The sequence below is a fragment of the Massilia sp. IC2-477 genome, from assembly GCF_020707265.1.
Lineage (GTDB): Bacteria > Pseudomonadota > Gammaproteobacteria > Burkholderiales > Burkholderiaceae_D > Telluria.
The window spans coordinates 455,805-482,790 of the sequence record NZ_JAJFEQ010000004.1 but is presented as its reverse complement, the minus strand read 5'-3'; the positions used below and the strand labels follow the sequence as shown (position 1 = coordinate 482,790).

Annotated in this window: 27 protein-coding genes; 13 read left to right on the top strand and 14 right to left on the bottom strand. The window is 66.9% G+C overall.

Annotation, left to right across the window (positions count from 1 at the left end):
* Position 1 precedes the first annotated feature (1 nt).
* Together LK542_RS11005 and LK542_RS11000 are read right to left on the bottom strand one after the other, a co-directional pair.
* Positions 2-919, bottom strand: coding sequence for a DUF2145 domain-containing protein (locus LK542_RS11005; protein WP_227811933.1), 918 nt, complete (start codon positions 917-919; stop codon positions 2-4).
* Between the two features lie 3 nt (positions 920-922).
* Positions 923-1,381 (bottom strand): hypothetical protein, encoded by a 459-nt coding sequence (locus LK542_RS11000; RefSeq protein ID WP_227799259.1) that lies wholly within the window; start codon positions 1,379-1,381, stop codon positions 923-925.
* 351 nt (positions 1,382-1,732) lie between these two features.
* On the opposite strand from LK542_RS11000, the gene LK542_RS10995 reads away from it, so the two are divergent.
* Positions 1,733-2,758: an NADP-dependent oxidoreductase gene (locus LK542_RS10995; protein WP_227811932.1), complete on the top strand. Its 1,026-nt coding sequence runs from the start codon at positions 1,733-1,735 to the stop codon at positions 2,756-2,758.
* A gap of 23 nt (positions 2,759-2,781) precedes the next feature.
* Here the strand turns inward: LK542_RS10995 and LK542_RS10990 are convergent, their stop codons facing one another.
* Complete coding sequence (locus tag LK542_RS10990; protein ID WP_227799257.1) at positions 2,782-2,937, bottom strand: hypothetical protein; 156 nt, start codon at positions 2,935-2,937, stop codon at positions 2,782-2,784.
* Positions 2,938-3,149: 212 nt separating this feature from the next.
* Here LK542_RS10990 and LK542_RS10985 point away from each other — a divergent pair, with 212 nt between their 5' ends.
* On the top strand, positions 3,150-4,241 hold the full coding sequence (locus LK542_RS10985; protein WP_227811931.1) for an endonuclease/exonuclease/phosphatase family protein: 1,092 nt from the start codon (positions 3,150-3,152) through the stop codon (positions 4,239-4,241).
* A gap of 8 nt (positions 4,242-4,249) precedes the next feature.
* Here the strand turns inward: LK542_RS10985 and LK542_RS10980 are convergent, their stop codons facing one another.
* Genes LK542_RS10980 through LK542_RS10970 form a run of 3 tightly spaced genes read right to left on the bottom strand, consistent with a single transcriptional unit; the run spans position 4,250 to position 6,374 of the window.
* Entirely contained in the window at positions 4,250-4,675 is a 426-nt protein-coding gene (locus LK542_RS10980) for a DUF4375 domain-containing protein (protein WP_227811930.1), read from the bottom strand.
* Complete coding sequence (locus tag LK542_RS10975; protein ID WP_227811929.1) at positions 4,675-5,112, bottom strand: HepT-like ribonuclease domain-containing protein; 438 nt, start codon at positions 5,110-5,112, stop codon at positions 4,675-4,677. Before LK542_RS10975 ends, LK542_RS10980 begins: the two co-directional genes overlap by 1 nt.
* Positions 5,113-5,135: 23 nt before the next feature.
* Positions 5,136-6,374 carry a putative Na+/H+ antiporter gene (locus tag LK542_RS10970; RefSeq protein ID WP_227811928.1) on the bottom strand — a complete coding sequence of 413 codons (1,239 nt, stop codon included), beginning with the start codon at positions 6,372-6,374 and terminating at the stop codon, positions 5,136-5,138.
* Between the two features lie 230 nt (positions 6,375-6,604).
* On the opposite strand from LK542_RS10970, the gene imuA reads away from it, so the two are divergent.
* From imuA to LK542_RS10955, 3 genes are all read left to right on the top strand, one after another.
* Positions 6,605-7,339, top strand: a complete 735-nt coding sequence (gene imuA / locus LK542_RS10965) for a translesion DNA synthesis-associated protein ImuA (RefSeq protein WP_227799252.1) — start codon at positions 6,605-6,607, stop codon at positions 7,337-7,339.
* Positions 7,269-8,786, top strand: coding sequence for a DNA polymerase Y family protein (locus LK542_RS10960; protein ID WP_227811927.1), 1,518 nt, complete (start codon positions 7,269-7,271; stop codon positions 8,784-8,786). Before imuA ends, LK542_RS10960 begins: the two co-directional genes overlap by 71 nt.
* A 189-nt stretch (positions 8,787-8,975) precedes the next feature.
* Positions 8,976-9,425: a response regulator gene (locus LK542_RS10955; protein ID WP_227799250.1), complete on the top strand. Its 450-nt coding sequence runs from the start codon at positions 8,976-8,978 to the stop codon at positions 9,423-9,425.
* A gap of 7 nt (positions 9,426-9,432) precedes the next feature.
* Here LK542_RS10955 and LK542_RS10950 read toward each other — a convergent pair whose 3' ends face one another.
* Positions 9,433-10,122, bottom strand: a complete 690-nt coding sequence (locus tag LK542_RS10950; RefSeq protein WP_227799249.1) for a GNAT family N-acetyltransferase — start codon at positions 10,120-10,122, stop codon at positions 9,433-9,435.
* Between the two features lie 86 nt (positions 10,123-10,208).
* On the opposite strand from LK542_RS10950, the gene LK542_RS10945 reads away from it, so the two are divergent.
* Positions 10,209-10,436: a hypothetical protein gene (locus tag LK542_RS10945; RefSeq protein WP_227811926.1), complete on the top strand. Its 228-nt coding sequence runs from the start codon at positions 10,209-10,211 to the stop codon at positions 10,434-10,436.
* 41 nt (positions 10,437-10,477) lie between these two features.
* Here LK542_RS10945 and arfB read toward each other — a convergent pair whose 3' ends face one another.
* Positions 10,478-10,894, bottom strand: a complete 417-nt coding sequence (gene arfB, locus LK542_RS10940) for an alternative ribosome rescue aminoacyl-tRNA hydrolase ArfB (protein ID WP_374040132.1) — start codon at positions 10,892-10,894, stop codon at positions 10,478-10,480.
* Between the two features lie 115 nt (positions 10,895-11,009).
* Between arfB and LK542_RS10935 the strand changes: the two genes are divergently transcribed.
* Positions 11,010-13,409 carry an EAL domain-containing protein gene (locus LK542_RS10935; RefSeq protein ID WP_227811925.1) on the top strand — a complete coding sequence of 800 codons (2,400 nt, stop codon included), beginning with the start codon at positions 11,010-11,012 and terminating at the stop codon, positions 13,407-13,409.
* Between the two features lie 66 nt (positions 13,410-13,475).
* On the top strand, positions 13,476-15,782 hold the full coding sequence (locus LK542_RS10930; protein WP_227811924.1) for a hypothetical protein: 2,307 nt from the start codon (positions 13,476-13,478) through the stop codon (positions 15,780-15,782).
* 3 nt (positions 15,783-15,785) lie between these two features.
* On the opposite strand, the gene LK542_RS10925 is transcribed toward LK542_RS10930, so the two are convergent.
* Positions 15,786-16,997 carry a protease complex subunit PrcB family protein gene (locus tag LK542_RS10925; protein WP_227811923.1) on the bottom strand — a complete coding sequence of 404 codons (1,212 nt, stop codon included), beginning with the start codon at positions 16,995-16,997 and terminating at the stop codon, positions 15,786-15,788.
* A 239-nt stretch (positions 16,998-17,236) separates the two neighbouring features.
* On the opposite strand from LK542_RS10925, the gene LK542_RS10920 reads away from it, so the two are divergent.
* A complete protein-coding gene (locus tag LK542_RS10920) occupies positions 17,237-17,686 on the top strand; it encodes a cupin domain-containing protein (protein WP_227811922.1) in 450 nt (149 codons plus the stop codon).
* Between the two features lie 194 nt (positions 17,687-17,880).
* On the opposite strand, the gene LK542_RS10915 is transcribed toward LK542_RS10920, so the two are convergent.
* The 3 genes from LK542_RS10915 to LK542_RS10905 all read right to left on the bottom strand — a co-directional run bounded on the left by LK542_RS10915 (position 17,881) and on the right by LK542_RS10905 (position 20,354).
* Positions 17,881-18,456 (bottom strand): helix-turn-helix domain-containing protein, encoded by a 576-nt coding sequence (locus LK542_RS10915; RefSeq protein ID WP_227811921.1) that lies wholly within the window; start codon positions 18,454-18,456, stop codon positions 17,881-17,883.
* Between the two features lie 70 nt (positions 18,457-18,526).
* Positions 18,527-19,636 carry a metallophosphoesterase gene (locus tag LK542_RS10910; protein ID WP_227811920.1) on the bottom strand — a complete coding sequence of 370 codons (1,110 nt, stop codon included), beginning with the start codon at positions 19,634-19,636 and terminating at the stop codon, positions 18,527-18,529.
* A gap of 28 nt (positions 19,637-19,664) precedes the next feature.
* Positions 19,665-20,354 (bottom strand): aspartate/glutamate racemase family protein, encoded by a 690-nt coding sequence (locus LK542_RS10905; protein WP_227811919.1) that lies wholly within the window; start codon positions 20,352-20,354, stop codon positions 19,665-19,667.
* Positions 20,355-20,567: 213 nt separating this feature from the next.
* On the opposite strand from LK542_RS10905, the gene LK542_RS10900 reads away from it, so the two are divergent.
* From LK542_RS10900 to LK542_RS10885, 4 genes are all read left to right on the top strand, one after another.
* A complete protein-coding gene (locus LK542_RS10900) occupies positions 20,568-21,026 on the top strand; it encodes an Hsp20 family protein (protein WP_227799238.1) in 459 nt (152 codons plus the stop codon).
* Positions 21,027-21,388: 362 nt separating this feature from the next.
* Complete coding sequence (locus LK542_RS10895; protein ID WP_227811918.1) at positions 21,389-22,912, top strand: Do family serine endopeptidase; 1,524 nt, start codon at positions 21,389-21,391, stop codon at positions 22,910-22,912.
* A gap of 48 nt (positions 22,913-22,960) precedes the next feature.
* Positions 22,961-23,623, top strand: coding sequence for a response regulator transcription factor (locus tag LK542_RS10890; protein ID WP_227799236.1), 663 nt, complete (start codon positions 22,961-22,963; stop codon positions 23,621-23,623).
* A 14-nt stretch (positions 23,624-23,637) separates the two neighbouring features.
* Positions 23,638-24,975, top strand: a complete 1,338-nt coding sequence (locus LK542_RS10885) for an ATP-binding protein (protein ID WP_227811917.1) — start codon at positions 23,638-23,640, stop codon at positions 24,973-24,975.
* Between the two features lies 1 nt (position 24,976).
* On the opposite strand, the gene LK542_RS10880 is transcribed toward LK542_RS10885, so the two are convergent.
* Together LK542_RS10880 and LK542_RS10875 are read right to left on the bottom strand one after the other, a co-directional pair.
* A complete protein-coding gene (locus LK542_RS10880; protein WP_227811916.1) occupies positions 24,977-25,753 on the bottom strand; it encodes a LytTR family DNA-binding domain-containing protein in 777 nt (258 codons plus the stop codon).
* A 5-nt stretch (positions 25,754-25,758) separates the two neighbouring features.
* Complete coding sequence (locus LK542_RS10875) at positions 25,759-26,862, bottom strand: sensor histidine kinase (RefSeq protein WP_227811915.1); 1,104 nt, start codon at positions 26,860-26,862, stop codon at positions 25,759-25,761.
* Between the last annotated feature and the right edge of the window lie 124 nt (positions 26,863-26,986).

The window sequence follows — 26,986 nt, the reverse complement described above, 5'->3', positions numbered from 1 at the left end:
CTTATTCCAGCACAGTCACTTCGTCATCTGGTCCTGGCTCGCAGGCCGCGCCCAGCGGCTCCCAGCCGCGCCGCACCACGATGCGCTCCTGCGTATGGCACAGTTCGACGCGGCGCGCCTGCGGCGCCTGGCGGCGCACGAAGGCTTCGATCGAGGCCGGCACGCTGACCTGCAGCGCGAGCGCCTCGACGTCCTGGTCCGGGTGGTCGTCCAGGTGCACCAGCGGCACGAACTGGCCGGCGAACATCATCCAGCGCGACGGAATAGTGACCGGCCCGGCGGCATAGCCCTGGGCGCGCAGCCATTGCTGGGCATCCTCGCGTGGGTGCTCGCTTGCGTTTCCGTCGGCGCGCGCATGCGCGCGCGCGCCCCAGGCGCTGGCGAGCACTTCCGCCACCCACTGGTTACAGTTCTGGTAACGGGTGCCATAGGCATAGGCGTTGGCGCTGTACTGGCCGGCCAGCAGGGCCAGCGCCAGGCGCTTGTCGAGCGCGGTCCGGGCCAGGCGCGCGCCGTCTTCTTCGGGCAGGAACAGCAGCGAGACATGGCCGCGCGCAGGCGCATCCGCGCCCAGCGCGAAGCCGGCAATGCCCTGGTCGAACAGGCGCGGGCGCGATTCGTCGCAGGCATAGTAGAGCTGGCGCACGGCCCAGGGACCGCCGGGATTGTCGCGCAGGGCGATGCCGGCGTGCGAGTACAGCTGGCCGAAGCGGCTCAGGTCGAGGCCGGCGCGCGAGATCAGGGCGACATTGCTGCCTGAGCGTTCCAGTTCGGCCTTGACCACGCCGGCGAAGCGCAGCACGCGGTCTTGCCCGGCGGCGCCGATATCAAGCGACTGCTGGCAGAAGACAGGGAGGCCCGCCCATGCGCCGGCGCTCGCGCCCAGCAGCAGGGCGCCAAGGGCAAGCTGGCGGAACATCGATCAGATGGTGACTTTGCGCGAAGCCAGGTCGCGGTACCAGTCGTCCTGGAGGGCCAGGAAGAAGGAACGCTTGGTGTCGGCGTGCGCGAACTCGAAGCCATAGACGCGCTCGCTGACCTGCACCAGTTCGCCCTTGTCCACGCCACGATCCGTCAGCGCGCGGTTCGGCACGTCGAGCGTGAATTCGCGCGCGCCGGCGACCGCACGCAGGGTCATGCGGGTAGTGTCCGGCTTGGCCGGCGCCTGGGCGATGTCGATCACGCGATAGTCGCCCGCGGCCACGCGGTCGTCGCCGCTAGAGCTGTTGCTGGAAGCGCCGATCGAATCGGAAATGCTGCCGGACGAGGCCGAACCCGCGCTGGAAGCGGAGGAGGTCAGGCTGGTGGCCTGGGTTGGGGCGGCACAGGCGAGCGCGAAAGCGGCCAGGCACAGGGCGCGCGAGAAAGTACTGGTGTTCATGATGTGTCTTTCGATGAGATCGGACGGATGGCGCCTATGGTACAAGCCGCGCGAACCCTTGAGAAGGCGGCTGTCGAGCTAAATCTGTAAGTTCTTGTAATGGCTCATCCTGGGGTGGCTCCGGAAAGAATCCGCGATCCGGCGTAGCATGTTCCTTTTGCTAAGTACTCGACAAGAAATCAATGAGTTTTGGCAAACAGAACCGGAGGTGCGGCTTGCCGATGTGATGCAAGGCGGCGAGTGCGCCGCAGTGCGAGCACTGCAAGCAGGAGCCAACGCAGCAGCGCGCCGGTTATGGCAGCCAAAAACACATTGATTTCGGGGCGAGTACGTAACCACCAGGAGGTGCCGATGACACAAGCCATGAACCAGCGGGTCCTGCTCGCTTCCCGTCCCGAGGGCCTGCCGCGACTTGAAAACTTCCGGATCGTGGACGAACCTGTCCCCGTTCCCCTTGAGGGCCAGCTGCTGCTGGAAGTCCTGTACCTGTCGCTCGACCCCTACATGCGCGGCAGGATGGACGATGCCAAGTCCTATGCCAAACCGGTCGAGATCGGCGCTGTGATGGAAGGCGGTACGGTGGCGCGCGTGGTCGCTTCGCGCCTGGATGGCTACGCCGTGGGCGACATCGTGCTGTCGCATTCGGGCTGGCAGCGCTATGCGCTGTCGGATGGCGCCGACCTGCGCAAGCTCGACCCAGCCGCGGCCCCACCCAGCACCGCACTTGGCGTGCTCGGCATGCCGGGCTTTACGGCCTGGGCCGGCCTGTTGCAGATTGGCCGACCGGCGCCGGGCGAGACCGTGGTGGTGGCTGCGGCCAGCGGCGCGGTGGGCTCGGCGGTGGGGCAGATTGCCCGCATCAAGGGCGCGCGTGCGGTCGGCATCGCGGGCGGACCGGACAAGTGTGCCTTCGTGCGCGATGAGCTGGGCTTCGACGCCGTCATCGACCACCGCGCGCCTGATTTCGCACAGCAGCTGTCCAGCGCCTGCCCGGCAGGCATCGACGTCTATTTCGAAAACGTGGGCGGCAAGGTATTCGATGCGGTGTTCCCGCTGCTGAACGATTTCGCCCGGGTGCCGGTCTGTGGCCTGATCTCGCAGTACAACGCCTTGCCCCAGGCCGAACCGGGACCGGACCGTCTGGCGCTCGTGATGCGCGATGTGCTGAAGAAAAGTTTGACGATTCGCGGTTTTATCCAGCGCGAATTTGCCAACCTGCGGCCTGCCTTCCTGCAGGAAGCCCAGGGCTGGATTGCCGACGGCTCACTGCGCTACCGGGAGGATATTGTCGAGGGCCTGGAACGGGCACCGGCCGCCTTCATCGATTTGCTGCAGGGGCGCAATTTCGGCAAGCTGGTCGTCAAGCTGGGCGAATGAATCTGGCTGTTCGGAGGGGGGCGTCAGCCCCAGAGCAGGAAGTAGAGGGCGCCGTAACCGAGCACTGCCGCTAGCGCGACAAGGAGCAGGCCCAGCAGCGGATAGACATTAACGCGCTGCTTGCGTCCTGGCCGGCGTTTCGGGAAATGTCTCGCTTGTGCTATGTGAATGGTATTCATAGGGCCGCCTCTGGAGTTCGGTTAAGGGTGAGATTACGGCCTCTGCCAAAAGTTTCAAGTGTTACGGCCAAACTGAAAAGAATTCTTACAAATTTCCAGAATGCACTACATTAGTTGCTGCGCATACGCACGCTAACGCACAGACGGCTACGCCGGAAAGGAGCATATTCGAGGCATTGTATTGATGAGCCATAACCGACTTTGAGATCGCCATGCTGCTGCCTACCTTCGTGACCCTGGTTGCCATCATCGTCCTCGCGACGCTGCTGCCCTTGTTGCGATGTACCGGGTGGTGGATCCGCGACCTCGATTTCCCGCGCCTGCAGCTGGCCATCCTGTCGCTGGCGGTGCTGGTCGGGCAGTTCGTGTTCCTCGACTGGCGCGACAGCCATTTCCACTGGCTGCTGGTGGCGAATGCCGCCTGCCTGGCCTACCAGGCTTGGTGGATCATTCCCTATACCAAAGCCTATCCCCGTGAAGTGAAGCCCGCCGTGATCGCCGACAGCAGCCGGCAGTTCCGCATCCTGACCGCGAATGTCCTGATGCCGAACCGGAATGCCGAAGGCCTGATCACCCTGATCCGTGTGCACAATCCGGACATTTTCGTCACCCTGGAAACCAATGCATGGTGGCAGGAAAGGCTGGATGTGCTGGAAAAGGACTATCCGTATTCGCTCAAGTGCCCGCTGGAGAATCTGTACGGAATGCACGTGTATTCGCGCTATCCGCTCGAGGACAGCGCGATCCAGTTCCTGGTCGAGGACGACATCCCCTCGATGCATACGCTGGTGGTGCTGCCGTCCGGGCACAAGGTGCGCATGCACTTCCTGCACCCGACGCCGCCGAGCCCGACCGAGCACATGGAATCGACCCAGCGCGACGCCGAACTGTTAGTGGTGGCCAAGAGCGTGGCCGAGGCCGGCCTGGCGACGCCGGTGATCGTCGCCGGCGACCTGAACGACGTGGCGTGGTCGACCACGACCCGGCTGTTCCGCAAGATCAGCGGCCTGCTCGATCCGCGCATCGGACGCGGCATGTTCAATACCTTCCACGCCGGCTTCTGGTTCGCGCGCTGGCCGCTCGACCACCTGTTCCACAGCGAGCATTTCACGCTGTCCTTCATCCGGCGCCTGCCGTCCTTCGGCTCGGACCATTTCCCGATGCTGGTCGAACTGACCTATGACAGCAAGCACGGCGCCGGCCAGGAAGGACTGGTCGCGGATGAGGAAGACCATGCGCTGGCCGATGAAAAGATCGCCGCCGAGGATGTGACGGTGGACGACGTGCACGAACCCCAGGCGTGAGGCCGGGCTTATGCTGCCCTTGAACGCTTGAGGAAATCTTCCACGACAGAGTCGAGGTCTTTGCGGGCATAGATGAGATCTTCCAGCCGCTGCATGGCCTGTTCGAATTCGTCGGAACTAGCCTCGAGAAAGCGCTGGCGCCGTTCAGCAGACTGGTGTGGCGCTTCGAACGGAAACATTGCAAGCAGGGCGGCAAGACCTTGCGCGATCTCGTTCAAGCCGACGCGCTGGAATGCGTCGACAAAGATCCCATAGTCGGGATTGTCCGGGAAATTTGCCTCGAAAAAATACTGAAATCCGCCATTGCCAATGATGCCGAGAGCAGTGTCGACGATGATGGCGCTGCGGCAGGGATCGTTGAGGTGCTCGAGCGGCTTGCCTAGCTGTTCGAACATGGTATAGCAGGTCGACAGCATATCCTTGCCCTGCACCATTATTGGTCTCCCGGCCTTCCTTCCACGCTGGCGGCGCCGGCGACCAGGGCTTGGGCATACAGGGTGAAATCATCCAGCCCCCGCTTGATGATGGTCACCAGGGCCGGCAGCGGCGCTTCCTGGTAATCCCATTCGGCGCGGCAGAATTCGCCGGTGCGCTTGAGGTCCTCGGCCAGCGTCGGCTGGATCCAGCCGTGCTCGGCCAGCAGGGTGATGACTTCGCGCTCGTCGTGCGGCAGGCCGAGCCTGGCGTTGCCGATCACGTAGTCGCCCATCTCGATGGCGGCTTCCCAGGCGCGGATCACGTTGAGGGTGGCCGCGTCCTGGCGCGTCAGGTCGGTAACAAACGTGGTCGGGTCCTTTTCGTACTCTTCTCGTGCGCGCCGGCAGCAGCGTTCGATGGTGCCGGCCTTGTGTACCAGGATGTCGTCGTCCACTACGTCCTCCGCTTGTGCTTTCTTTAGATCAGAAACATGAGCGCCGCCACGCAGGTCGGCCCCAACGCTCCCAGGAACAGCCCGCCCATGCCGATCGAACCGTCATTGAAACCCTCGCGCAGCAGGGCGGCGCCGGCCGGGTTGGGGGCGTTGGCGATCACGGTCAGCCCGCCGCCGCCGACCGCGCCGGCCACCAGCATGTACTTGGCGTGCTCGGACAGGCCTTCGATCAGCGAACCGAGGTAGGTCAGTGCCGCATTATCGGTGATTGCGGTCAGGGCCAGCGCGCCGAAGAACAGCGCGGTCGGCTCCAGGCTGGAGACCAGCGGCTGCAGCCACCACTGCTGCATGCCGCCCAGCACCACCAGCCCGGCCAGGAAGAAGCCGACCAGCAGGCCTTCCTTCAGGATCAGCGGCGACTGGTGCTTGGGGTAGGCCTGGGTATAGCCGAGGAAGAGCAGGAACAGGCCGATGAACAGCACCGGGTGGTGCGCCAGCAGCACCACGCCCGCCAACAGCAGCAGGTGAACTAGCGACACGACGACCGGCATGCGGACATCTTCCACCACGGCGCCAGGCGCCAGGTGGCGGCGCAGCAGCAGGGTCACGACCGTCGCGTTGATGCACACCGCCAGCGCGGCGCGCCAGCCGAAGGTGGCGGCCATGTAGGCGCTATCCCAGCCCCAGGTGCCGGCCACCATCAGCACCGGCGGCGCGGCATAGGCGGTGAGGGTGCCGCCGATCGAGACGTTGACGAACAGCACGCCCAGCGCACCATACTTCATCCATTCCGGAATGCCGGGACGGAACACCTGGGGCGCCAGCATCAGGGCCGCCAGGGTCATCGCGGCTGGCTCGGTGATCAGGGAACCGGCCAAGGGCACCAGCGCCAGGCCGAGCCAGCACAGCGCCACTTCGGTGCGCACCGGCGCCAGCCGGGCGAGCAGGGCGAGCAGGTCGCGCACGGCGTCCAGCACCGGCTTCGAGGCGGCGATCACCATCACCACGAACACGAACAGCGGCTCGGTGTACTGGCGCGTTTCCGCATAGCGGATGGCCTCGCTCCCGCCGGCCAGCAGGGCCATAGCCAGGATCAGCACGAAGGCCCAGAAGCCGAACACCACCTCGACTTCGCCCAGCAGGTGGAACAGACCGGCATGGCGCGGATGGCGCCGCGCCAGCGAATGGAACAGCTTGGTGGAAAAGGTATGGACGAGGGCGATCGCAAACAGGATGGCGCCGGTGAGCTGGAGCGTGGTCACGGATGGACTCCGTGGCGTGCGGGAGACAGATTGCGCATTGTCTGGATGGTAATGAACGAAGCCGCATTATTCCATGTTTCGCAGCGACGGCCTTGGATTGTCGGGCAGAGAGCACCTTTAGCTTCTGTCAATACCAATCACCCAACTGGTATGGCCGAAATGAATACACCTTGCCAAACCCGAGCTCAACGAGTACTGTACGTTTATACAGTATTTGTTTGCCAACCCATATGAATTGCTCATCCACACCGGGGGTATCCCCGCTGGCTGCGCCGGAGGCTTTGCACCCTTCGCTGTGGCGCGCCTCGCAGCTGGCGCGCTCCGGCACGCGCTGCATCGACACCGGTCATGCGGCGCTGTCGCCCCAGCTGCCGGGCGGCGGCTGGCCCGTCGGCACCCTCGTCGAACTGCTGCAGCAACAGCCCGGCATCGGCGAGATGCGCCTGCTGCGCCCGGCCCTGCAGGCCTGTGCCGAACGCCGCATCGTCCTGCTGCAGCCGCCCCATCCACCCCAGGCCCTGGCGCTGGCCGCGCTGGGACTGCAGCCGTCGCAACTGCTGTGGCTGCGCACCAGCCGCAGCGCCGACGCGCTGTGGGCGGCCGAGCAAGTGTTGCGCAGCGGTAGCTGCGGCGCGCTGCTGTTCTGGGCCAACCATGCACGCGGCGAAAGCCTGCGCCGCCTGCACCTGGCGGCCCAGGCCGGCGAAACCCTGTTCTTCATGCTGCGCCCGCTGGCCGCGGCCCAGGATGCCTCGCCCGCGCCGCTGCGCCTGGCCCTGCGACCGGCGGCCGGCGGCGTGCACATCGACTTCGTCAAGCGCCGGGGGCCGCAGCGCGATGCGCCGCTGTTCCTGCCGCTTGGTTTACCACTTGCTTCTTCTCTCCTGCAACGACATGCGTTTGTGGATCGGCCTGTCCCTACCCCAGCTGGCGCTCGAAATCTTCAGCCCCAACTGGTGCAATGACGCGGGCAGCGTCGTGCTCGAGCAGGAGCGCGTGCTGGCGGTCTCGCCGCTGGCACGCGCCGCCGGCGTCGGGCGCGGCATGCGGCGCGGCGGCGTGCTGATGCTCATGCCCGAGGCGCGCCTGCACGAGCGCGACCCCGCGCGCGAAGCCGAGGCCCTCGATGCGGTCGCGCTGGCGATGTTGCAATTCACGCCCCAGGTCGCGCTGGCCGAGGAAGCGACGCTGCTGCTCGACATCGGCGCCAGCCTGCGCCTGTTCGGCGGCATCCGTGCCCTGTGCGCACGGGTGCGCGCCAGCCTGCAGGCGCTCGGCTTCACGGCCTCCATCAGCTGTGCGCCGACGGCGCGCGCGGCCTGGCTGCTGGCGCGCGCCGGCGCCAACCGGCTTGCCCATGGCCAGCGGCAGGGCCGCGGACGTGCGCTGCGCATGGCCTCGCTCGAGCGCCGCCTGGAACACTTGCCGGTGGCGCTGCTGCCGCCGGCCCGGCCCTACATGTCCTGGTTCGAAGGCATCGGCTGCGAGCGCCTGGGCGAGCTGCGGCGCCTGCCGCGCCCCGGCCTGCAACGGCGCTGCGGGCGCGAACTGCTCGACACCCTCGACGCCGCCTACGGCATGTGTCCCGAGCTGTTCGAATGGGTCGCGCCGCCCGAGAGTTTCCGCGCCCGGCTGGAACTGTTCGACCGCATCGAGCAGGCCGATCTGTTGCTGGCCGGCGCCCGTCACCTGGTGCTGCAGCTGGTCGGCTGGTTGTGCGCGCGCCAGCTTGCGGTCGAGCGCATCACGCTGCTGATGGAACACGAGCGCGGACGGGTGGCGATGCCGCCCACGCCGCTCGAGATCGCCCTGGCCGAGCCGAGCTGGCGCGACGAGCACCTGGTGCGCCTGCTCAAGGAACGCCTGGCCCGCCAGGAACTGCCGGCGCCGGTCATCGGCCTCGGCCTGGAGGCGCGGCAGGTGAGGGCGATGGCGCCGCCCACCGAATCGCTGTTTCCCGAGCCGGGCGGCAGCGAGGAAGACCGCATGCGCATGCTCGAGCTGCTGGTGGCGCGGCTAGGCGCCGACAACGTGCTGCAGGCGCTGCCGCAGGCCGACTACCGGCCCGAGGTCGCCAACGAATGGGTGCCGGTGCAGCAGAAGGCCGAGCGTGCGGCGCAGGCTGCGGCGCGCCTGCCGCCGGACGTGTCCAGCCTGCCGCGCCCGAGCTGGCTGCTGGCCAAGCCGATCGCGCTGCTTATACGCAACCACCGACCCTTCTACGGTTCGCCGCTCAAGGTGGCCTCGACGCCCGAGCGCATCGAGGCCGGCTGGTGGAGCGACACGCAAACCCGGGACTATTTCATTGCGGAAGGCCAGGACCATACGCTGTACTGGATCTACCGCGAGCGCATCGTCGGGTCGGGCGAGGATGCCGAGCCGCGCTGGTACCTGCACGGGCTGTTCGGCTAGCACGGCGGCTGCGGCCTGCTGCGCGAGGCGCGGGCCGCGTGTCCCATGCATATCCGCGCGGGGTCATGGTGCGGCTAACCGGGCGCTTCAATTTGCGCGTTTGCGCGATACTAGCGCCAGGTCGACAGGCGGCGTGCATGTTGCATTGCGCCTGCGTCGGCAATCGATCATGCATGGGATGGAGGCTGAGTGTTCGGCTTGATGAGCAGCCGCTGGTGCAGCGCGGGACATCCGGGATTCCCTCCTGGTGCTGGACAGCCCTACGGGGAAGACACGGAAGCGCAGGTGGGCGGCATCCGCAAGGTGCTGGTCGTCGATGACGAAGCCGACGTCGCCGACCTGGCCGAGATGTTGCTGTCGGCGCATGGTCTGGATGCCATGGTCGCCTATTCCGCCGCCCAGGCCCTCGAGCTGCTGGCCACCCATCCCGACATCGACGCCGTCATTTCCGACGTCATGATGCCCGGCATGAATGGCCTGGAACTGGCCGAGCGGATTTCACGCAACTATCCCAAGGTCAAGATCATCCTGGCATCCGGCTACATGGCCCCGTCCATGTTCAACGGCCAGCCGCTCAAGCAGCTGTTCATCGCCAAACCCTACCGGATCGACCATCTCCTCAAGCTTCTGCACACCTGAGCCGGCATCAAGGCGCCAGCGCAACACGCGTCAGGTGCAGCTGGGTCCGCACCACATAGCCCAAGGATTCGTACAGGGCGATCGCACCCTTGTTGCTCGGATACACATGCAGGAAAGGCTGGTCGCCCTGCGCGGCGATGCGGCGCGTGCGCTCGGCCAGAAGCTGGCGCGCATAGGCCTTGCCACGGAAATCCGGATGCACGCACACCGCGCTCACCTCGACCGCACCCGTCGGGCGCATCCGCTCTCCCGTCATCGCCGCCAGCCGCCCGCCTGCGCGGATGCCGAGGAACTCGCCCAGCTCGTGGGTGCGCCCGGCAAACGGTCCTGGATTGGTCAGCTCGGCCAGCGCGCGCATGTCAGGCGCGTCCGCCGCACCCAGCACCAGCAAGGGCAGCGTGGATGGCTCAGGCGCACGCGTGGCGATCATCTGCAGCACCGGATCGAGCGGAGTGAGCGCAAAGCCGGCTGCTTGCGGCGGCGCCGAAGGCGTGACCAGCATGACGGCCTCGCCGGGCTGCAACAGCGCGCCCAGGGCATCCCAGGCTTCCCGGCTGTCGTCGGCAAGGGCGGCGAAGGGACCGACATCGCGCGGGTAGCGTTTGGCCAGCGCAGCGCCGAGGGCGAAGTGGCGGTGGCCGCCGGTGAGGGCCGACCAGACCGGCCGGTCGAGCGCAGCATGCAGGGCAGGGGACATGGGTGTGCTTCCGTAATGTCGACGGCAAGATGATAGCGCCGACCGCATGCTATTGTCCCGGTCTGGATGAAGCGGATGAGGAAGCGATGGAAACCAAGACGACCGATTACAGCGAACTGCTGTTTGCCTACCATGTGCGCGAACTGGCGATGAAGCGCCTGGTGCACGAAACGCCGGAAGGCTTGAGCGCCGAAGCCGCCACCCAGTACATGTTCGAACGATTCGAGCCCACCGTCATCGGCGTGGTGCGCGAGCTGCAGAACGTCGCCGCCATGATCCAGAAGGCGGGCCCGGGCGGAGCCACCCAGGGTTAGACGGCCCGGCTGGGCGCCCCTGGCTACGCGCCCGCGCTTTCCTACTCGCTGACCTTGCCGCGCAGCGCCTTGACCCGGCTGCTCTTCGCCTTCGAGTCGAGCCGGCGCAGCTGCGATCCGCGCGTCGGCCGGGTGGCGCGGCGTACCAGGGGCACGCTTGCCGCACGGTCGACCAGCGCCTGCAGGCGCGCCAGCGCATCGAGCTTGTTCTGCTCGAGGCTGCGCGAGCCCTGGGCCTTCAGGACGATCACGCCTTCCGCGGTGATGCGCGCGTCGCGCAGCGCCAGCAGGCGCTCCTTGACGTCCGCCGGCAGGGACGAGGCGCCCACGTCGAAGCGCGCGTGTACCGCGCACGACACCTTGTTCACATTCTGTCCGCCCGGACCCTGCGCCCGGATCGCGCTGAATTCCACCTGCGCCGGATCGATCACCACCGTTGCCTGTCCCATGTTGCGCATTGTAAGGCAGCCTGTCCTCGCGTGCGACCCGGCAGTGGCGCGCTGCGCTATGATGTATTGACAAAGTACGTTCACTGCGCGCCGCCCCCCCACATGCGGCCATCCAGGAGAAGCGTTGAACCTCTCGCCCTTGCCCCTTGCCGTGTTCGTCGTCGATGCGGCAGGCACCGTCAGGAGCTGGAACAAGGCTTGCGAAAAGCTGGCCGGCTACGGCGCGGCCGACATCCAGGGCATGACCCTGGACCGCATCGTCGAGTTCGACGAGCCGCCGGGCGCCGCTGCGTCGGGGGCAAAGCAGCGCCTGGCGGCGCGCGCCGATGCCGAGAACGAGGGCGTGCTGAAAACCGCCGACGGCCAGCGCCTGCCGGTGCGCATCACGGTCGCGCCCCAGTCCTTCGACCCCGATGCCCCCGGCACCTACAGCGTCATCCTGATCCCGCGCAATGGCCGCCATCCGCCGCGCTACGCCCTGATCCAGGACCTGCCGGTGGCCGACCTCATCGAGTCGCTGCCCTGCGTGTTCTATGTTATCGACCAGAGCGGCCACCTGCTGCTGTGGAACCGTGCGCTGGAAGAAGCGCTCGAGATGCAGGCCGGGGAGCTGCCGAGCACGAACGTCAAGTTTTTCTTCGACGACAAGGACCGGCCCCTGATCGTCGACAAGATCCTCGGCGCCTTCGAGACCGGCTGTTCCACTCATGAGGCCGAGCTGGTGAGCAAGCACGGCAAGCGCAGCTCCTTCCTGTTCCAGTGTGCCCGCAGTACCCTGGGCAATGTACCGGTCGTGTTCGGCACCGGCCTGGACATCACCGCGCGCCGGCAGGCCGAGCACGGCCTGCGGGTGCGCGAGCGCGCCATCTACTCGAGCCTGAACGCGATCGTCATCACCCATTGCGAAGAAGGCGAGCACCGGATCGAATACGTCAATCCCGCTTTCGAGCGCATCACCGGCTACACCCTGGCCGAGATCCGCGGCTCGGACCCGCGCTTCATGCGCATCGACGGCTGCGACGAGGACGAGCGCAGCCGCATCCGCGAGGCCCTGCGGCGCAAGGAAGGCGTGCGCGCCGTGCTGCGCAACGTGCGCAAGAACGGCGAGGTGTTCTGGAACGACCTGCGCATCGACCCGGTGGCCAACCTCGACGGCGACATCACCCACTTTGTCGGGGTCATCAACGACATCACCGAAGCCCGTCACTACGAGCGCAGGTTGCACCACCTGGCCCACCACGACCCGCTCACCGGCCTGGCCAACCGCAACCTGCTGCAGGAGCGCCTGCGCCACGCCATCGAGTGCGCGGAGCGCGACGGCTTCATGGTGGCGCTGGCCTTCCTCGACCTCGACAACTTCAAGCACATCAACGACAACTTCGGCCACGACGCCGGCGACGCGGTGTTGCGCGAAGTGGCCCAGCGCCTGCGCGCCAGCATGCGCGAGGAAGACACCATCGCCCGCATGGGCGGCGACGAATTCGTCCTGCTCATCTGCGACCCGGCCAGCCACGCCGAGGTCGCCGAACTGATCGAGCGCATCCGCCGCAGCATCACCGCGCCGGTCCGGGTCGGGGAGCACGAGATCGTCCCCGGCACCAGCATCGGCGTCAGCGTCTTTCCCGACGACGGCGACAGTCTTGAGAAGATGATGCGCGCCGCCGACGCCGCCATGTACCACGCCAAGACCCTCGGCAAGAACAACTTCCAGTTCTATTCGGCCGAGCTGAACCAGATCGTGCACGAGCACCTGATGCTGGAAGCGAACCTGAGCCGTGCCATCCGCGACAACGAAATGGTGCTGGATTACCAGCCCAAGGTCGACCTGCGCAGCGGCAAGGTCGTGGGGGCCGAAGCACTGGTGCGCTGGCGCCACCCGGTGGACGGGCTGATTCCGCCCGAGCGCTTCATCCCGGTGGCCGAGGAAACCGGACTGATCGTGCCGCTGGGCGAGTGGGTGATCGACGAGGCCTGCGCCGCGCTCAAGGCCATGGCGGCGCTCGGCGTCGACGATTTCGTCATCGCGGTCAACCTGTCGGCGCGCCAGCTGCGCCAGCGCCAGTTCGCCGAGCGGCTCGGGGAGCGCTTGCGCCGCCACGGGGTCGACCCGCGCAAGCTCGAACTCGAGGTGACGGAAAGCCACCTGATGGACCATCCGGAAGAAGCGCTGGAGGCGCTGGCCCAGCTCAAGGCACTCGGCGTGCGCCTGTCGATCGACGACTTCGGGACCGGCTATTCGAGCCTGAGCCACCTGCAGAAATTCCCGGTCGATTACATCAAGATCGACCGCTCCTTCCTGGGCGACGTCGGCCACGACGGCCAGCTGGTCATCACGCGTGCCATCATCGCGCTCGGCCACAACCTCAGGCTCAAGGTGATCGCGGAAGGCGTCGAGACGCGCGAACAGATCGCCTTCCTGCGCCAGCACGAGTGCGACGAAATGCAGGGCTATTATTTCAGCCCGGCGCTGCCGCGCGAGACGCTGCAGGAGATGGTCGCGAAGGACGCCCGCTTGCCGGATTGAGCCTCTCCCGAATGGGAGGGGGTGTTGCAGGTTCCTGTTGTCAAAGGCACATGCTACACTCGCCGGTTGTCCGCCTCTTCTTCTCCGAACGTGTCGCGCTTCCCGTATCGCCTTCCTGGTATCGCCCTGAGCATCCTGCTTGCCGCCGACGCTGTCGCTGCCGACGAGCGCCATGGCCTGCGCGCCGTGCGCAATGCCGGCCCCGCTCCCGCCATCGACGGCCGCCTCGACGACGCCGCCTGGCAGCGCGCCCCGGCCTACGACGGCTTCCACAAGCACGCCCCGCGCGACGGCAAGGAGGCCGCAGGCGGCCTGCGTACCACGGTGCAGCTGCTGGTCGACGACCAGGCCCTGGTGTTCGGCATCCGCGCCTGGGACGACGCGCCGGACAGGATGCGCGGGGCGCTGGCGCGGCGCGACAAGGTCGACCTCGACCAGGACTTCATCGGCATCTGGATCGACCCGGTCGGCCACGGCCGCGCCGCCCAGTTCGTGCGCGTGAACCTGGCCGGCGTGGTCAGCGACGGCCTGCACCGGGCGGACGACGATGAATCCGACCTCGGTCCGGACTTCCCGGTCGAAGCCGCGGTCACGCGCCTGCCTGACGGCTACAGCATGGAAGTGCGCTGGCCGCTGTCGAACCTGCGTTTTCCCTACCGCGGCGGCAAGGACTGGCGCCTGCTGGTCGAGCGCAGCGTGCCGCACGCCGACGGCACCCTGCTGGTCAGCGCGCCGCTGCGCCTGGACGCCTTGAGCCACCTGTCCTTCCTGCGCGACGTCGAGGGCATGGACGACACCGTGGCCGCGGTGCGCGACCGGCGCTTTCTCGAGCTGCGCCCCGAACTGACCCTTCGCGCCGAGCGTGGCGCACACGAAGGCCTGCCCAGACGCGGGCACCAGGCCGAACTGGGCCTGGAGATCAATGCGCGGCCGCGCGCCGACTGGGTGTTCAACGCCACCATCAACCCGGACTATTCGCAGGTCGAGGTCGACCAGCCGGTGTCCCAGGGCGCCGGCAACATCGCCCTCAGCCTGCCGGAAAAGCGCGGCTTCTTCCTCGAGAGCGCCGACGTGCTCGGCCTGCCGCTGCCGGCCTTTTATTCGCGCACCGTGGGCAACCCGGCCTGGGGCCTGCGCGCCACCTGGCGCGCGGCCGATGCTGACGCCACTGCCATGAGCCTGCGCGACCAGGAGGGCGGCCTGGTGCTGCGCGGCCGGCCCTACGAGACCCTCGAGTATATCCAGCCGCGTCCGACCCGGGCCAGCCTGTGGCGCGGGCGCTGGCACGGCGATGGCCTGCTACTGGGGGCCTTTGCCTCGCAGCGCGCGGTCGAGGACCTGGGGAGCAATGACGTGATCGGCATGGACGCCCAGTGGCGCGGCGACACCTTCGGCGGCGCCCAGGGACAGGCCGTCGTCACCGCCATGCATGCGCGCGCCACCTCCGGCTTCGACGAGGATGGGCGGCCGCTGCGCCGCGGCCGTCAGTCGGGCGGCTACCTGCATGGCAAATACATCCACAGTTCGGATGACTGGTGGAACGAGTTCGCGCTGGAAGCGATCGCGCCCGGTTTCGTGAACGACAACGGCTTCGTGCCGCAGGCCGGTATCGTCAAGGGCACGGCCGAAATCGCCCGCAAGCGCGGTCAGCAATCCTTCGCGGGGCTGGAGCTGTACGAGTTCGAGACCCTGCTGCAGCTGGCCGAGGTGCGCACCCTGCACGACCGCGCCAGCGGACAGCCGGGCGGCGAAGTCGTCACGCGTGAACTGCGCCCCGGCATCTGGATGATGGCACCGCGCCAGACCGAGTTCTGGACCCTGCTCGGCTTCGACCGCCAGCGCGCCCGCCCCCGGGGCAGGCTGCACGACACGCGCGCGCTGCACCTTGGTTTTGCGAGCACGCCGCTGCCTTGGGTCTCGAAGATTGCGGGAGAAATCGCGCTCGGACGCCAGCTCGATGCCGACGCCGACCGAGTCGGCCCGGGCGGCAACGTGACGCTGGACGTCGGCCTGCGCTTCCCCCTGCGCCGGGGCTGGTCGCTGGAACTCGACCACCACTTCAATCGCGCCTGGGTCCAGGGCACGCTCGGCCACCCGGCCTTTGCCGACAATGCCTGGCGCTGGCTCGCCAACCTGCACTTCAGCCCGCGCGACTCGCTGCGCCTGCTGGCCCAGAACACCTGGGCCGCACGGCGCGACGATGGCGTGACAAGGCTCGAAGCCTGGAACGAACGCCAGGTGCACCGCTCGCTGCTGTACCGCTACCAGTGGCGCCACGGGCGCATCGCCTCGGCCGGCTACGTGGATGAAAAGATGCCGCTGGTCGGCACGCGCAGCAAGTCGCTGACCTTCAAGCTGCAGTGGGAGCTGTAGCGCCTACTTGAGCGTGCGCACCAGGGCTTCGAAGCTGACCGCACGCTCGCTGCGGTCGACCACGACCAGGTGGGCCGCCGAGGTGAAGGCCTGGGTGCAGGCGACGCCGGGGCCGGGCTCGGTGTCGACGTGCACGACCATCAGCTTGTCGCCGGTCAGGGTCAGGCGTTCGATGCTGGTGCCGTAGCAGCCGCTGGGCCGCGATCCCAGGAAGACCCCGATCACCATCTTGCTGTCGAAGTCGACGTCCGGCACGACGGTGGCGCCGGCGTGTTCCGCCCACAGCGCGGCCCAGGTCGCGCCATCGCGCACCACCAGCTTGCGCGGCGTGGCGATGCGGGAGTAGGCACGCTGGTCGAGGGTGCGGAAGGCCAGGCGCTCGATCGTCACCTTGCTGAACTCTACCGGCGCATCGACGCGTGCGAGCTGCACGATCTGCATCGGCTGGCCGACCACCTGGGCGCAGGCCTCCACCTGGCTGGTGTCACGCTCCACGTATTCGACCACCAGCTTGCCGCCGCGCGAGACGATGTGGGCGACGAAGCTCGTCGTGCACGCATCGGCCGTATTGCCGGCGAAGACGCCGACCAGCATGTGCTGGCTGAAGTCGACTTCCGGCAGCGGGCGCGCCTGGCCATGCTCGGCCCAGAGCGCGGCCCAGGCGGCGGCGTCGCGCACCACGACCTGGCGCGGCTGCGCGATCTTCGAATAGCTGTCTTCCACCAGCGGCGTGAACGAGAGCGAGGTGTCGGGCTTCGGCAGGAAAGGAACGTAGTCGACGCGGTGGCTGCTGCCCAGGCCGAGGTCGGGCTTGTCGACGTTCTTGCGCATGGTGTCGAACAGCGGCAGGAGCTTGTCGTCGCTGCAGCTGCTGCGCGGCCCGGCGATGCCGTCCGCCGCTTCGCACAGCACGGCGCCCGGCGTCGGTCCCATCAGCTTGAGAGCGGCGGCATTGTCGGCGCACTCGCCGGCACGGTCCCACAGCACATATTTGCCGTCGACGACGAACAGATTGTTGCGCGTGGTGGCGCAGCTCGCGTCCTGGGCCAGCTTGATGAACTCGGAGACGACTGGGGCGCCGCCGTTCGGCTCGCCGACGGCGATGCCGTTGCCGGCCAGGCGGTCCGGCATGGCCGGACTGTCACTGCCGCCACCGCAGGCGGCGAGGGTGGCGCAGAATGCGGCGCCGATAAGAATGAATCCGGTTTGTTTCATGGTATTCCCTTTGCAAAATAGAGTTTATGCGGATGAGCTTGATTAATTCAATCGCGTAAACATGCTAGGGATTCGATCGCCGCATTTCTTTCCTAAACTGTCGATAAATTGTCCCTGATTTGTAGGGCCCATTCCAAAGGAGAGAGCTGCCGTCGCATTCGCGACAATGCCTGTATTTTTGTGTTGACAGTGTGCGCGTCACAATGTCATAGTGTGTGACATTCATGATGGAGGAAGAGATGTCGAATCAAGCGGTCATCACGCGGCAAGGCGAGGGCAATGCCCTGTGCATCCTCGGCACGCAAACGCGTTTCCTGTGCACGGCAGCCCAGACGGGCAATCAATGGTCTTTGATGGAAGTCACCCTGCCCAAGGGTTCGGGCGCGCCGCCCCATTCCCACCCCTGGGGCGAAGCCTATTACGTCATCAGCGGCGAAGTCGGTTTCCTCGTCGGCGGCGAGCGTCACCTGATGCGGGCGGGCGACTTCCTGTACGCCCCGGCGGACACCGAACACGCCTTCGAAGGACAGTCCGACACCCCGGCGCGGGTGATCATTTTCGATGCGCCGGCCCATGCCGAAACCTTCTTCCGGGAAGTCGATGCGCATGTCAGGAACATGCCTGCCGACCTGGACAAGATGCTGGCGATCGGCGAGCGTCACCAGGTCCGTTTCTCCCCGCCGGGCTGATCGGTTTAATGCCTGGAATAATGATGATATTGCCCGAGCAGTTTCCGGACATATTCACGGAAATAAACAGAAACCCCGATCCGGAATTCATCGGGGCTGAATTGCCGCTGTTATTTCCCTTGTTGGCGCTGGCGCCCTGGATAATCAACCTGGCCTGGGTCGGCAGGCTATTACTCTCATAATCCAGCCCCCGTTTATTTGCGCTTGACGCCGCCAATACCGTCCAGCGCCTGGCGCACCGCCGCTTCCGCGCAGGCAATGCATTCCTCCAGCTCGAAGCCGAAGGCGCTGCGGTAGTAATTCCACGAGCTTGCCGTCAGGTGGTAGCAGATGTTCGCCGCCGCGATACGCTGCTCAGCCGCGCCGGCCTTCGGGGCGATCGCGGCCAGCAGGCGCGACACGGCCTCCCAGCGGCCATTGGCCTGCAGGGCGCGGATCCGGCCGATCAATTCGGGATGGAGCGCCGCGCGCGTCGTGTCGGCGCGGTCTTCGAACGCCTGGTACAGCAGGCGCGGCGCGCCCAGCAGGCCATCGCGCGATTCCGGGACAGCCGGAATCGCCATCCGCTCGAGCAGCCAGGCAGCGACCGCGTCGAGCAGGGCCTCGCGCGACGGAAAATAGCGAAACACCGTGCGTTCCGAGATCACCGCATGCTGGGCGACGGCGCGCACGGTCAGTTCGCTGACGGCGCCCTCGCGCAGCAGTTCGAAGGCGGCGTCGAGGATGAGGCCGCGCGTCATGTCCTGGCGCTTCTCGCTGAGTGTTTTCATGCTGGCATTGGTTGTGACTCGATGTCGCAGTATATGACATGCGGGTGCCGGGCCACAAGGCGCGGCCGCTTCAAGCGGGCGTGCGCAAGGTCAGGCGGATGATCTCGCCCGGCTTCCACAGGCGCATGCGCGGGCCCCAGCTGCCGGCGCCGCGCGTCACGTACAGCAGCATGCCCTCGACGTCGTAGGCGCCCGCATACCTGGCGAAGCGCTGCTGCACTGCATAGCTGAAGGGCCAGATCTGGCCGCCGTGGGTATGCCCGGACAGCATCAGGTCGACGCCGCGTTCGCGCGCTTCCTGGATGATGTCGGGAGCGGGGATGTGCGACATCAGGATGGTCGCGGTATCGGTGCGCGTCGGGATGGTGCGCGCCAGGCCGCCCGTGTAGTCGCCTTCATTGCGCATCGTGCGGCCGATGTCCTCGATCCCCGCCAGCACCAGGCCCGGCGCCAGTTCCACCTGGCGGTCGCGCAGCCAGCGCACGCCGCCTTGCTGGAATTCGGACACGGTGGTCTCGACGTCGCCGTAGAACTCGTGGTTGCCTGTCACCGCCCACACGCCTAAAGGAGCACGCAGGCCGCGCAGGGTCGGCGCCAGCTGGGGCTCTCCCACCGGATTGTCCTCGACCTGGTCGCCCAGCAGCAGGACTGCCGCGGGCTGCAGGGCATTGATCTGCGCAACCCGCGCAGCCAGCCATTCCGAGCGGCGCTGGGCGCCGAGGTGGATGTCGCTGACGGCCACGATCACGGTGCCGTCCAGCGCGCGCGGCAGGTCCTTCATCACCACTTCCTGCTCGACGATGCTAGGTGCGCGCATGCCCTGGAACAGGGCGAAGGCCGCCAGCAGCACGCCGGCGATCGCGCCGATCGCGCGCAGCTTCTGCGTATGCGCGCGCCACCAGAACCCGAAGCCGCTCGCCAGGTCCGCTGCCAGGAGGCACAGCGACATCACGAAGGTAATCCCGAGCCAGGTCAGGGCGAACTGCCCCGGCCACCAGCGCCAGTCGAGCGCTTCGTCGCCGACGCGCACGCCGACGAAATACAGCAGCCAGACCAGGAAGGCGCCGATCCACCAGGCGCGCCGCGGGATGTGGGTGCGCACCGCATCGAGCGAGTACAGGCGGGCCGCGACGTACAGATGGAACAGGGTACCGACGATATTCAGGACGATCGAAAACATGGAAGCATAGGGGCGTGGCTCGGGGGCCTCACCTTAGCGCAAATTCGGCGGCCTTGCGCGCGTGCAGTGCGGTGGTGTCGAACACCGGCACCGGGCTGTCGGCGGGACCGACCAGCAGAGCGATCTCGGTGCAGCCGAGGATGACGGCTTCGGCGCCCGCGTCCACCAGCTCCTGGATGACGACGCGGTAGGCATCCCGCGAAGCATCGAGCACCTTGCCCTGGCAAAGCTCCTCGTAGATCACGCGGTGCACCAGCGCGCGACCCGCTTCTTCCGGCACCAGCACCTCGAGGCCGTGCTGCTGGAGGCGCGCGCGGTAGAAATCCTGCTCCATCGTGAAGCGCGTGCCGAGCAGTCCGATTCTGCGCAGGCCCTGGGCGCGGATCGCTTCCGCGGTGGGATCGGCGATGTAAAACAGCGGGATGCCGGCAGCCGCTTCGATCGCAGCCGCCACCTTGTGCATGGTGTTGGTGCACAGGACGATGAAGTCGGCGCCAGCGCTTTCAAGACTGCGCGCGCAGTCGGCCAGGAGAAGCCCGGCCCGGTCCCAGTCGCCGGCGCGCTGCAGGCGCTCGACCTCGTCGAAGTCCACGCTCACCAGCACCAGTTTTGCCGAATGCAGGCCGCCGCGCAGCTCGCGCACGGTCTCGTTGATGCTGCGGTAGTAGGGGACGGTCGACTCCCAGCTCATGCCGCCGATCAGGCCGATGGTCTTCATGTTTGGTCGCTCCGGAAGAGTAAAAACCGGTCGAGTTTAGCACGCTAGCAATGTTTCAATCCCTCATGCATATGCAAATAATATTTGAAAAACGTACTAAAAATCCATATTTCGTATGTCTTGAAAGTGCATTAGGGTGGCACTAGATTGGACTCACCGGATGCTCACGATGAGGTCCGGCAACTTATCGCTTAACTTAAAAGGATATTTATCATGCGTACTTTCGACCTGACTCCCCTGTACCGTTCCGCCATCGGTTTCGATCGCCTGGCCAGCCTGCTCGAGCAGCGTGGCGAGCCGAGCTACCCTCCGTACAACATCGAACTGGTGAGCGAAGACAACTACCGCATCGTGATGGCCCTAGCCGGCTTCACCCGCGACGAGATCGAGATCGTGACCGAGCGTGACACCCTGCACGTCACCGGCCGCAAGCAGAAGGACGAGACCCAGCGCACCTTCCTGCACCGCGGTATCGCCGCTCGCGACTTCGAACAGCGCTTCCAGCTGGCGAACCACGTGAAGGTCACCGCCGCGTCCTTCGACAACGGCATGCTGACCATCGAACTGGTGCGCGAAGTGCCGGAAGCCTTCAAGCCGCGCAAGATCACCATTGGTGACGCTAACGGCAATACCGGCAACGTCCAGGCGCTGGAACAGCGCGAAGCAGCGTAAGTCCAAGCAAGGGACGAACGCCCGCAGTACAGAGTAGTAGCTTGAAAGAGGGCGTCCCACGGGGCGCCCTTTTTGACGATGTGCTCAGGGTTTCCGTAGGGTGGGCGGCTATGCCGCCCACGCGTTCAACGTTCGTGCGCGTACTACGACGCGTACCTGCCAAGGTGATTTGAACGCGTGGGCGTTCGTAGTGCCGGCCACTGGCCTGCACTACCCCGCCCACCCTACGAACGACAGTGCATCTTAAGAGTGATGTAAGGGTGAAAGTTGCCAGCTTAAGCATTGTCTAAGCCAGCTTTGGGACACTACACCCATCGATAGACAACATCATCGGTCAACCATTTTCCATCAGGAGCACATACATGCGTAACGAAGGTGCCGTCACTGCCATCACTGCCAAACGCCTCACGCTGGCCCTGTGTGCCGCGGGCGTCATCGGCGGAGCGGTCGGTGCGCTTGCCGTCAACCATAACAACGTGGCCGCCGAAACGGCCGCCCCGGCCCCCGTGCAGGCGGCACCTGCGCCTGCTGCCGTCACACCGGCCGCCGCACCCGCCGGCAGCGTGACCCTGCCCGACTTCACCCGCATCGCCTCGCAGAACGGCAAGGCGGTGGTGAACATCCGCGTAGTCGGTGGCATGAAGACCGCGAACCGCGGCAACACGCCGCAGATCCCGCCGGGACACCCGCTCTATGAATTCTTCCGGCAGTTCCAGGACCCCCGCTACGGCGGCGGCCGGGAAGCGCCGGCTCCCGTTTTCGGCGCCGGATCGGGCTTCATCGTAAGCCCGGACGGCGTCATCCTGACCAACGCCCACGTCGTGCAGGGCGCCGACGAAGTCACCGTCAAGCTGCAGGACCGCCGCGAATTCCGCGCCAAGGTCCTGGGCTCGGACCCGAAGACCGACGTGGCCGTGCTGAAGATCGACGGCAAGAACCTGCCGACGGTACCGGTCGGTAAATCGCGTTCGCTGCTGGTGGGCGAGTGGGTGCTGGCCATCGGTTCGCCCTATGGCCTGGAAAGCACCGTCACCGCCGGCGTGGTGAGCGCCACCGGCCGTTCGCTGCAGGACAACCAGGTGCCCTTCATCCAGACCGACGTCGCGGTCAACCCGGGCAACTCGGGCGGGCCGCTGTTCAACACACGCGGCGAAGTGGTGGGCATCAACTCGCAGATCTACAGCCAGACCGGCGGCTACCAGGGCCTGTCGTTTGCGATCCCGATCGACGTCGCGGTCAAGATCAAGGACCAGATCGTCGCTACCGGCAAGGTGCAGCACGCCAAGCTGGGCGTCGGCGTGCGCGAAGTCGGCCAGGCCTTTGCCGATGCCTTCCGCCTCGATTCGCCGGAAGGCGCGCTGGTCGAGAGCGTCGAGCGCGGCAGCCCGGCCGAGCGCGCCGGCCTGAAGTCGGGCGACATCATCCGCCGTATCAACGGCCAGCCGATCGTGTCTTCGATCGACCTGTCGAGCAACATCTCGATGTCGAAGCCGGGTGAGCGCGTGGCGCTCGACGTCTGGCGCGACGGCAAGCTGGTGCGTGTCGATGCGACCCTGGGCGACGCCAACGCGAAGGCCAAGCGCGCGCCGCAGGAAGAGCTGGCGCAAGCGCCGGACAACAGCGCCAAGCTGGGCCTGGCCCTGCGTCCGCTGGAACCGATCGAGCGCCGCCAGAGCGGCATCGCATCGGGCCTGGTGATCGAGGATGTACAAGGCGCCGCGGCGATCGCCGGCGTCGAACCGGGCGACGTGCTCGTGTCAGTCAACGGCCGGGTGGTGAACTCGCCCGACCAGGTCCGCGACGTGGTGGCCAAGGCCAGCAAGTCGGTGGCCTTGCTGATCCAGCGCGGGAATGACAGAATCTTCATTCCGGTGCGGATTGGTTAAGGGAAGCGTAGCGTCCTCGACCCGCACGGTTTCAAGAACGGGGAATTCATGCGGCTATTGCTGGTAGAAGACGATACGATGATCGGCGAAGTAGTGCTCGACCTGTTACGGGCCGAGCACTACGCCGTCGACTGGGTCAAGGACGGCGAGATGGCCGACACGGCCCTCCTGCAAAACCAGAACTACGACCTGGTCCTGCTCGACCTGGGCCTGCCGCGCAAGGACGGGCTCGAAGTGCTGCGCTCAATGCGCACGCGCAAGGACCGCACCCCGGTGCTGGTCGCCACCGCGCGCGACTCGGTGGCCCAGCGCATTGCCGGACTGGACGCCGGCGCAGACGACTACGTCCTCAAGCCCTACGATCTCGACGAACTGCTGGCGCGCATCCGCGCGCTGCTGCGGCGTGCCGCCGGGCGTGCCGAACCCATCTTCGAATACAAGAACATCTCCGTCAACCCGGCCACCCGCGAAGTGCTGGTGGACGGCGTGGGCGTTGCGCTGTCGGCGCGCGAATGGGCCGTGCTCGAGGCCCTGGTGGCGCGGCCGGGCGCCGTGCTCTCGCGCGCCCAGCTCGAAGAAAAGCTGTACAGCTGGCGCGACGAAGTCTCCAGCAACGCGGTCGAAGTCTACATCCACGGCCTGCGCAAGAAGCTGGGCAGTGACCTGATCCAGAACGTGCGCGGCGTCGGCTACATGGTACCCAAGGCATGAGGTTTCGCCCTCGGATGACCCACTCGCTGCGTGGGCGCCTGCTGTGGTACCTGCTGGCGGCGATCACCATCGCCGCGCTGGCGCAGGCCTCGATCGCCTACCGCACGGCGCTGCACGACGCCGACCAGATCTTCGACTACCACATGCAGCAGATGGCCTTGTCGCTGCGCTCGGGCACGCCGCTGTCGAACACCGAGGCGCAGCGCCGCCTCGAAGCCCAGACCGACAAGCCCGGCACCAACAACGACGACATGGTGGTGCAGATGTGGTCCCCCGACGGGGTGCAGGTCTTCCACAGCGTCTCGCGGGCCAAGCTGCCGCAGCGCGCGGTGCTCGGCTTCTCCAACGTCAAGGCCAACAACACCGTTTACCGCGTGTTCTCGATCCAGACCGAGAACCAGACTGTGCAGGTGGCCCAGGACCTGGCCGTGCGCCGCAACATGGCGGGTAACCTGGCGCTGCGCACCCTCGGTCCGATCGCGGTGATGATGCCGATCCTGATGCTGGTCGTGTGGTGGGTGGTGAGCGGCTCGCTCGATCCGGTGGCGCGGGTGCGCTCGCAGGTCGCGTCGCGCCAGGCCGACGACCTGTCGCCGGTGTCGGAAGCCGGATTGCCGGACGAGGTGCGCCCGCTGGTGCAGGAACTGAACCTGCTGTTCGGGCGCGTGAAAACCGCTTTCGACGCCCAGCAGACCTTTGTCGCCGACGCCGCCCACGAACTGCGCACCCCGCTGGCCGCGCTGCGCCTGCAGGCGCAGAGCCTGGACCGTGCGGAATCCCCGGAAGCACGCAAGCTGGCCGTGTCGCGCCTGACCGCCGGCATCGACCGCGCCACCCGCCTGGTCGAGCAGCTCTTGGTGCTGGCGCGCCAGGAAGCGGCCGCCACCAGCACGGCCGCGCGCCCGGTCGACCTCAGCGACCTGGCGCGCCGCACCGTGGCCGACCTGGCCGGCGTGGCCGCGGCCAAGGGTGTGGACATGGGCGTGCACCATGCCGACCCGGCCACCGTGGAAGGGCAGCCGGATGCGCTGCACATCCTGCTGCGCAACCTGGTCGACAATGCGATCAAGTACACCCCGCAAGGCGGCACCGCCGACATCTCGGTGCGCAGCGAGGCCGGGAACATCAGCGTCACGGTCGAGGACAGCGGACCCGGCATCCCGCCGGAGGAACGCGAGCGCGTGTTCGACCGCTTCTACCGGGTGGCCGGCAGCGAAGCCGCCGGCAGCGGCCTGGGGCTGGCCATCATCAAGGCCATCGCTGAACGCCATGGCGCCACCCTGGCCCTGGGCCAGTCCGAACGCCTGGGCGGACTGTCGGCCACGGTCAGCTTCAAGCCGACCGGCGCCTGACTCAGGATTCCTGGCCGGTCAGGATGGTTTTCAGCGCGCCCGCATAGCGCTCGCTGACCGCCACCGTGGCGCCGCAGCGCAGGGTGAGGGAGTAGCTGCCGTCGCCGCCGATCGCAAGGCGCGCGATCTCGCTGCGCCGCACGATCGTGCCCCGGTGCACCCGCACGAATTCGTCCGGCGCCAGCAGCCCCTCGAGACGGCTCAGGGGAATGCGGTGCAGGACGGAACGTCCGGCCAGGTGCAGTTCGACGTAATTGCCCGCGGATTCGATGCGCAGGATCTCGCGCACGCTGACCTGCTCGATGCGGCCGACCGAGCGCACGCCGATGGCGTCGGGGTAGCGTGTCTTTTCCCCCTTGTCCGCATCCACGTAGCCGCGCACGGCCGCCCCGTAGGCCTCGCGCTGGCGCTGCCTCAGCATCGCCGCGCTGCGCTCGACAGCCTGCGCCAGCCGCGCATCGTCGAGCGGCTTGAGCAGATAATCGAGGGCGTGCACCTCGAAGGCTTCGATCGCGTGCTCGCTGTAGGCGGTCACGAAGACGATCAGCGGCGGTTCAAGCATGCGGCTGATCTCGCGCGCCAGCGTCAGGCCGGATTGTCCCGGCATCTGGATGTCGAGGAATACCAGGTCGACCGCATGCCGCGCCAGCGCTTCGCGCGCAGCCGCCGCGCCGCCGCACTCCGCCACCAGCTCCCAGCCCGGATGGGCCGCCATGGCCAGGCGCAGGTTCATCCTGCCCGGCGCTTCGTCGTCGACGATGAGGTAGCGGATCGTCATGCCTGTCAGTCCGCGCTTGCCAGCGGCAGCCGGATCTCGGCCACGAAGCGCTCGCCCTGGCGCCCGGCGCTCAGCGACGCCTCGGAATGCATCAGCCGCAGGCGGTCCTGGGTGTTGGCCAGCCCGAGCCCGGCGCCGGGATTGGGCGGCGCATCCTGCCCGACCGGATTGGTGACCCGGACCAGCAGCACGTCCTTCTCCCGGATGAAGGCCAGGCGGATGTCGCTCGCGCCTTCAGTGCAGTCGAGCTCGTGCCGCAGCGCGTTCTCGACCAGCGGCTGCAGCAGCAGTGGCGGGCAGGGGACCTCCTGCAACAGCGCATCGGCGCCGTCGACGTGCATGCGCAGCCGGTCGCCATAGCGCAGGCGCTGCAGGTCCAGGTAGTCCTGCACGAAGCGCAGCTCGGCGGCGACGGTGGTGGTGGTGCCGGCGCTGGCCGACAGGACGTAGCGCAGCAGGTCGCTCAGCAGATTGATCCCGTGCAGGGCCAGCGGCCGGTCGCCGCCGCGCACCAGGGCGCTGATCGCGTTCAGGGCATTGAACAGGAAATGCGGCTCCAGCTGGGCGCGCAGGGCCAGCATGCGCTGTTCTTCGAGCGCGAGGCGCAGGTTGAGCATGTCGGTCTGCGAGCGTTGCCATGCCAGTTCGCGCTCCCTGGCCTGGCGGAAGTAAAAGAAGGCGAGGATGGCGGCAAAGGTGCCGGTGGTCGAAAACCAGCCGACCAGCAGCATCTTCAGCAGCAGTTGCCAGGCATCCTGGACGCTGGCGATCTGCAGGAGCCCGCGCTGCCACGCCATCCACGTCCATTGCGCGGGCTGGAACAGCAGCACCAGCACGGCGAACAGGGCCACCACGTTGCGCGGTCGCGCAATCAGCGTCGGCCAGCGCGTCAGCGCACTGCTCAGGACAATGCTCAGGACGATCAGCGGCACGGCGTATTCGACGAACCAGGTGGCCAGCAGCGCCGGATAGTGGCTGTCGACCCCGGCGCGCAGGTTGTCGCTGTAGGTCTGGAGTGCACCGAGGACGCTGATGGCGGTCCACAGGCAGGCCGTGACGGCGACGATCCGCGCAAAGGGCTGGAGGCGGTGGTAGAGGGAAGACTTCATCGGGAAAAGTATAGCAGCGCGCCATCGCCGCCAAGACCGCCGCCGGGCCCGGCCATCACACGGAACCCGGCATTCGTCACATAGTTGATGGCAGGGCGCCACGGCGCTGCGCAGAATGGCCGCT

What these genes read in the sequence shown, in the direction of transcription:
- LK542_RS10895 (WP_227811918.1), top strand. Translation starts at nt 21,389, where the DNA reads ATGCGTAACGAAGGTGCCGTCACTGCCATCACTGCCAAACGCCTCACG.
- LK542_RS10900 (WP_227799238.1), top strand. Translation starts at nt 20,568, where the DNA reads ATGCGTACTTTCGACCTGACTCCCCTGTACCGTTCCGCCATCGGTTTC.
- LK542_RS11005 (WP_227811933.1), bottom strand. Translation starts at nt 919, where the DNA reads ATGTTCCGCCAGCTTGCCCTTGGCGCCCTGCTGCTGGGCGCGAGCGCC.
- LK542_RS10925 (WP_227811923.1), bottom strand. Translation starts at nt 16,997, where the DNA reads ATGAAACAAACCGGATTCATTCTTATCGGCGCCGCATTCTGCGCCACC.
- imuA (WP_227799252.1), top strand. Translation starts at nt 6,605, where the DNA reads ATGAATTGCTCATCCACACCGGGGGTATCCCCGCTGGCTGCGCCGGAG.
- LK542_RS10980 (WP_227811930.1), bottom strand. Translation starts at nt 4,675, where the DNA reads ATGGTGCAGGGCAAGGATATGCTGTCGACCTGCTATACCATGTTCGAA.
- LK542_RS10905 (WP_227811919.1), bottom strand. Translation starts at nt 20,354, where the DNA reads ATGAAGACCATCGGCCTGATCGGCGGCATGAGCTGGGAGTCGACCGTC.
- LK542_RS10990 (WP_227799257.1), bottom strand. Translation starts at nt 2,937, where the DNA reads ATGAATACCATTCACATAGCACAAGCGAGACATTTCCCGAAACGCCGG.
- LK542_RS10995 (WP_227811932.1), top strand. Translation starts at nt 1,733, where the DNA reads ATGACACAAGCCATGAACCAGCGGGTCCTGCTCGCTTCCCGTCCCGAG.
- arfB (WP_374040132.1), bottom strand. Translation starts at nt 10,894, where the DNA reads ATGCGCAACATGGGACAGGCAACGGTGGTGATCGATCCGGCGCAGGTG.
- LK542_RS10920 (WP_227811922.1), top strand. Translation starts at nt 17,237, where the DNA reads ATGTCGAATCAAGCGGTCATCACGCGGCAAGGCGAGGGCAATGCCCTG.
- LK542_RS10875 (WP_227811915.1), bottom strand. Translation starts at nt 26,862, where the DNA reads ATGAAGTCTTCCCTCTACCACCGCCTCCAGCCCTTTGCGCGGATCGTC.
- LK542_RS10885 (WP_227811917.1), top strand. Translation starts at nt 23,638, where the DNA reads ATGACCCACTCGCTGCGTGGGCGCCTGCTGTGGTACCTGCTGGCGGCG.
- LK542_RS10950 (WP_227799249.1), bottom strand. Translation starts at nt 10,122, where the DNA reads ATGTCCCCTGCCCTGCATGCTGCGCTCGACCGGCCGGTCTGGTCGGCC.
- LK542_RS10880 (WP_227811916.1), bottom strand. Translation starts at nt 25,753, where the DNA reads ATGACGATCCGCTACCTCATCGTCGACGACGAAGCGCCGGGCAGGATG.
- LK542_RS10985 (WP_227811931.1), top strand. Translation starts at nt 3,150, where the DNA reads ATGCTGCTGCCTACCTTCGTGACCCTGGTTGCCATCATCGTCCTCGCG.
- LK542_RS10910 (WP_227811920.1), bottom strand. Translation starts at nt 19,636, where the DNA reads ATGTTTTCGATCGTCCTGAATATCGTCGGTACCCTGTTCCATCTGTAC.
- LK542_RS10915 (WP_227811921.1), bottom strand. Translation starts at nt 18,456, where the DNA reads ATGAAAACACTCAGCGAGAAGCGCCAGGACATGACGCGCGGCCTCATC.
- LK542_RS10960 (WP_227811927.1), top strand. Translation starts at nt 7,269, where the DNA reads ATGCGTTTGTGGATCGGCCTGTCCCTACCCCAGCTGGCGCTCGAAATC.
- LK542_RS10890 (WP_227799236.1), top strand. Translation starts at nt 22,961, where the DNA reads ATGCGGCTATTGCTGGTAGAAGACGATACGATGATCGGCGAAGTAGTG.
- LK542_RS11000 (WP_227799259.1), bottom strand. Translation starts at nt 1,381, where the DNA reads ATGAACACCAGTACTTTCTCGCGCGCCCTGTGCCTGGCCGCTTTCGCG.
- LK542_RS10945 (WP_227811926.1), top strand. Translation starts at nt 10,209, where the DNA reads ATGGAAACCAAGACGACCGATTACAGCGAACTGCTGTTTGCCTACCAT.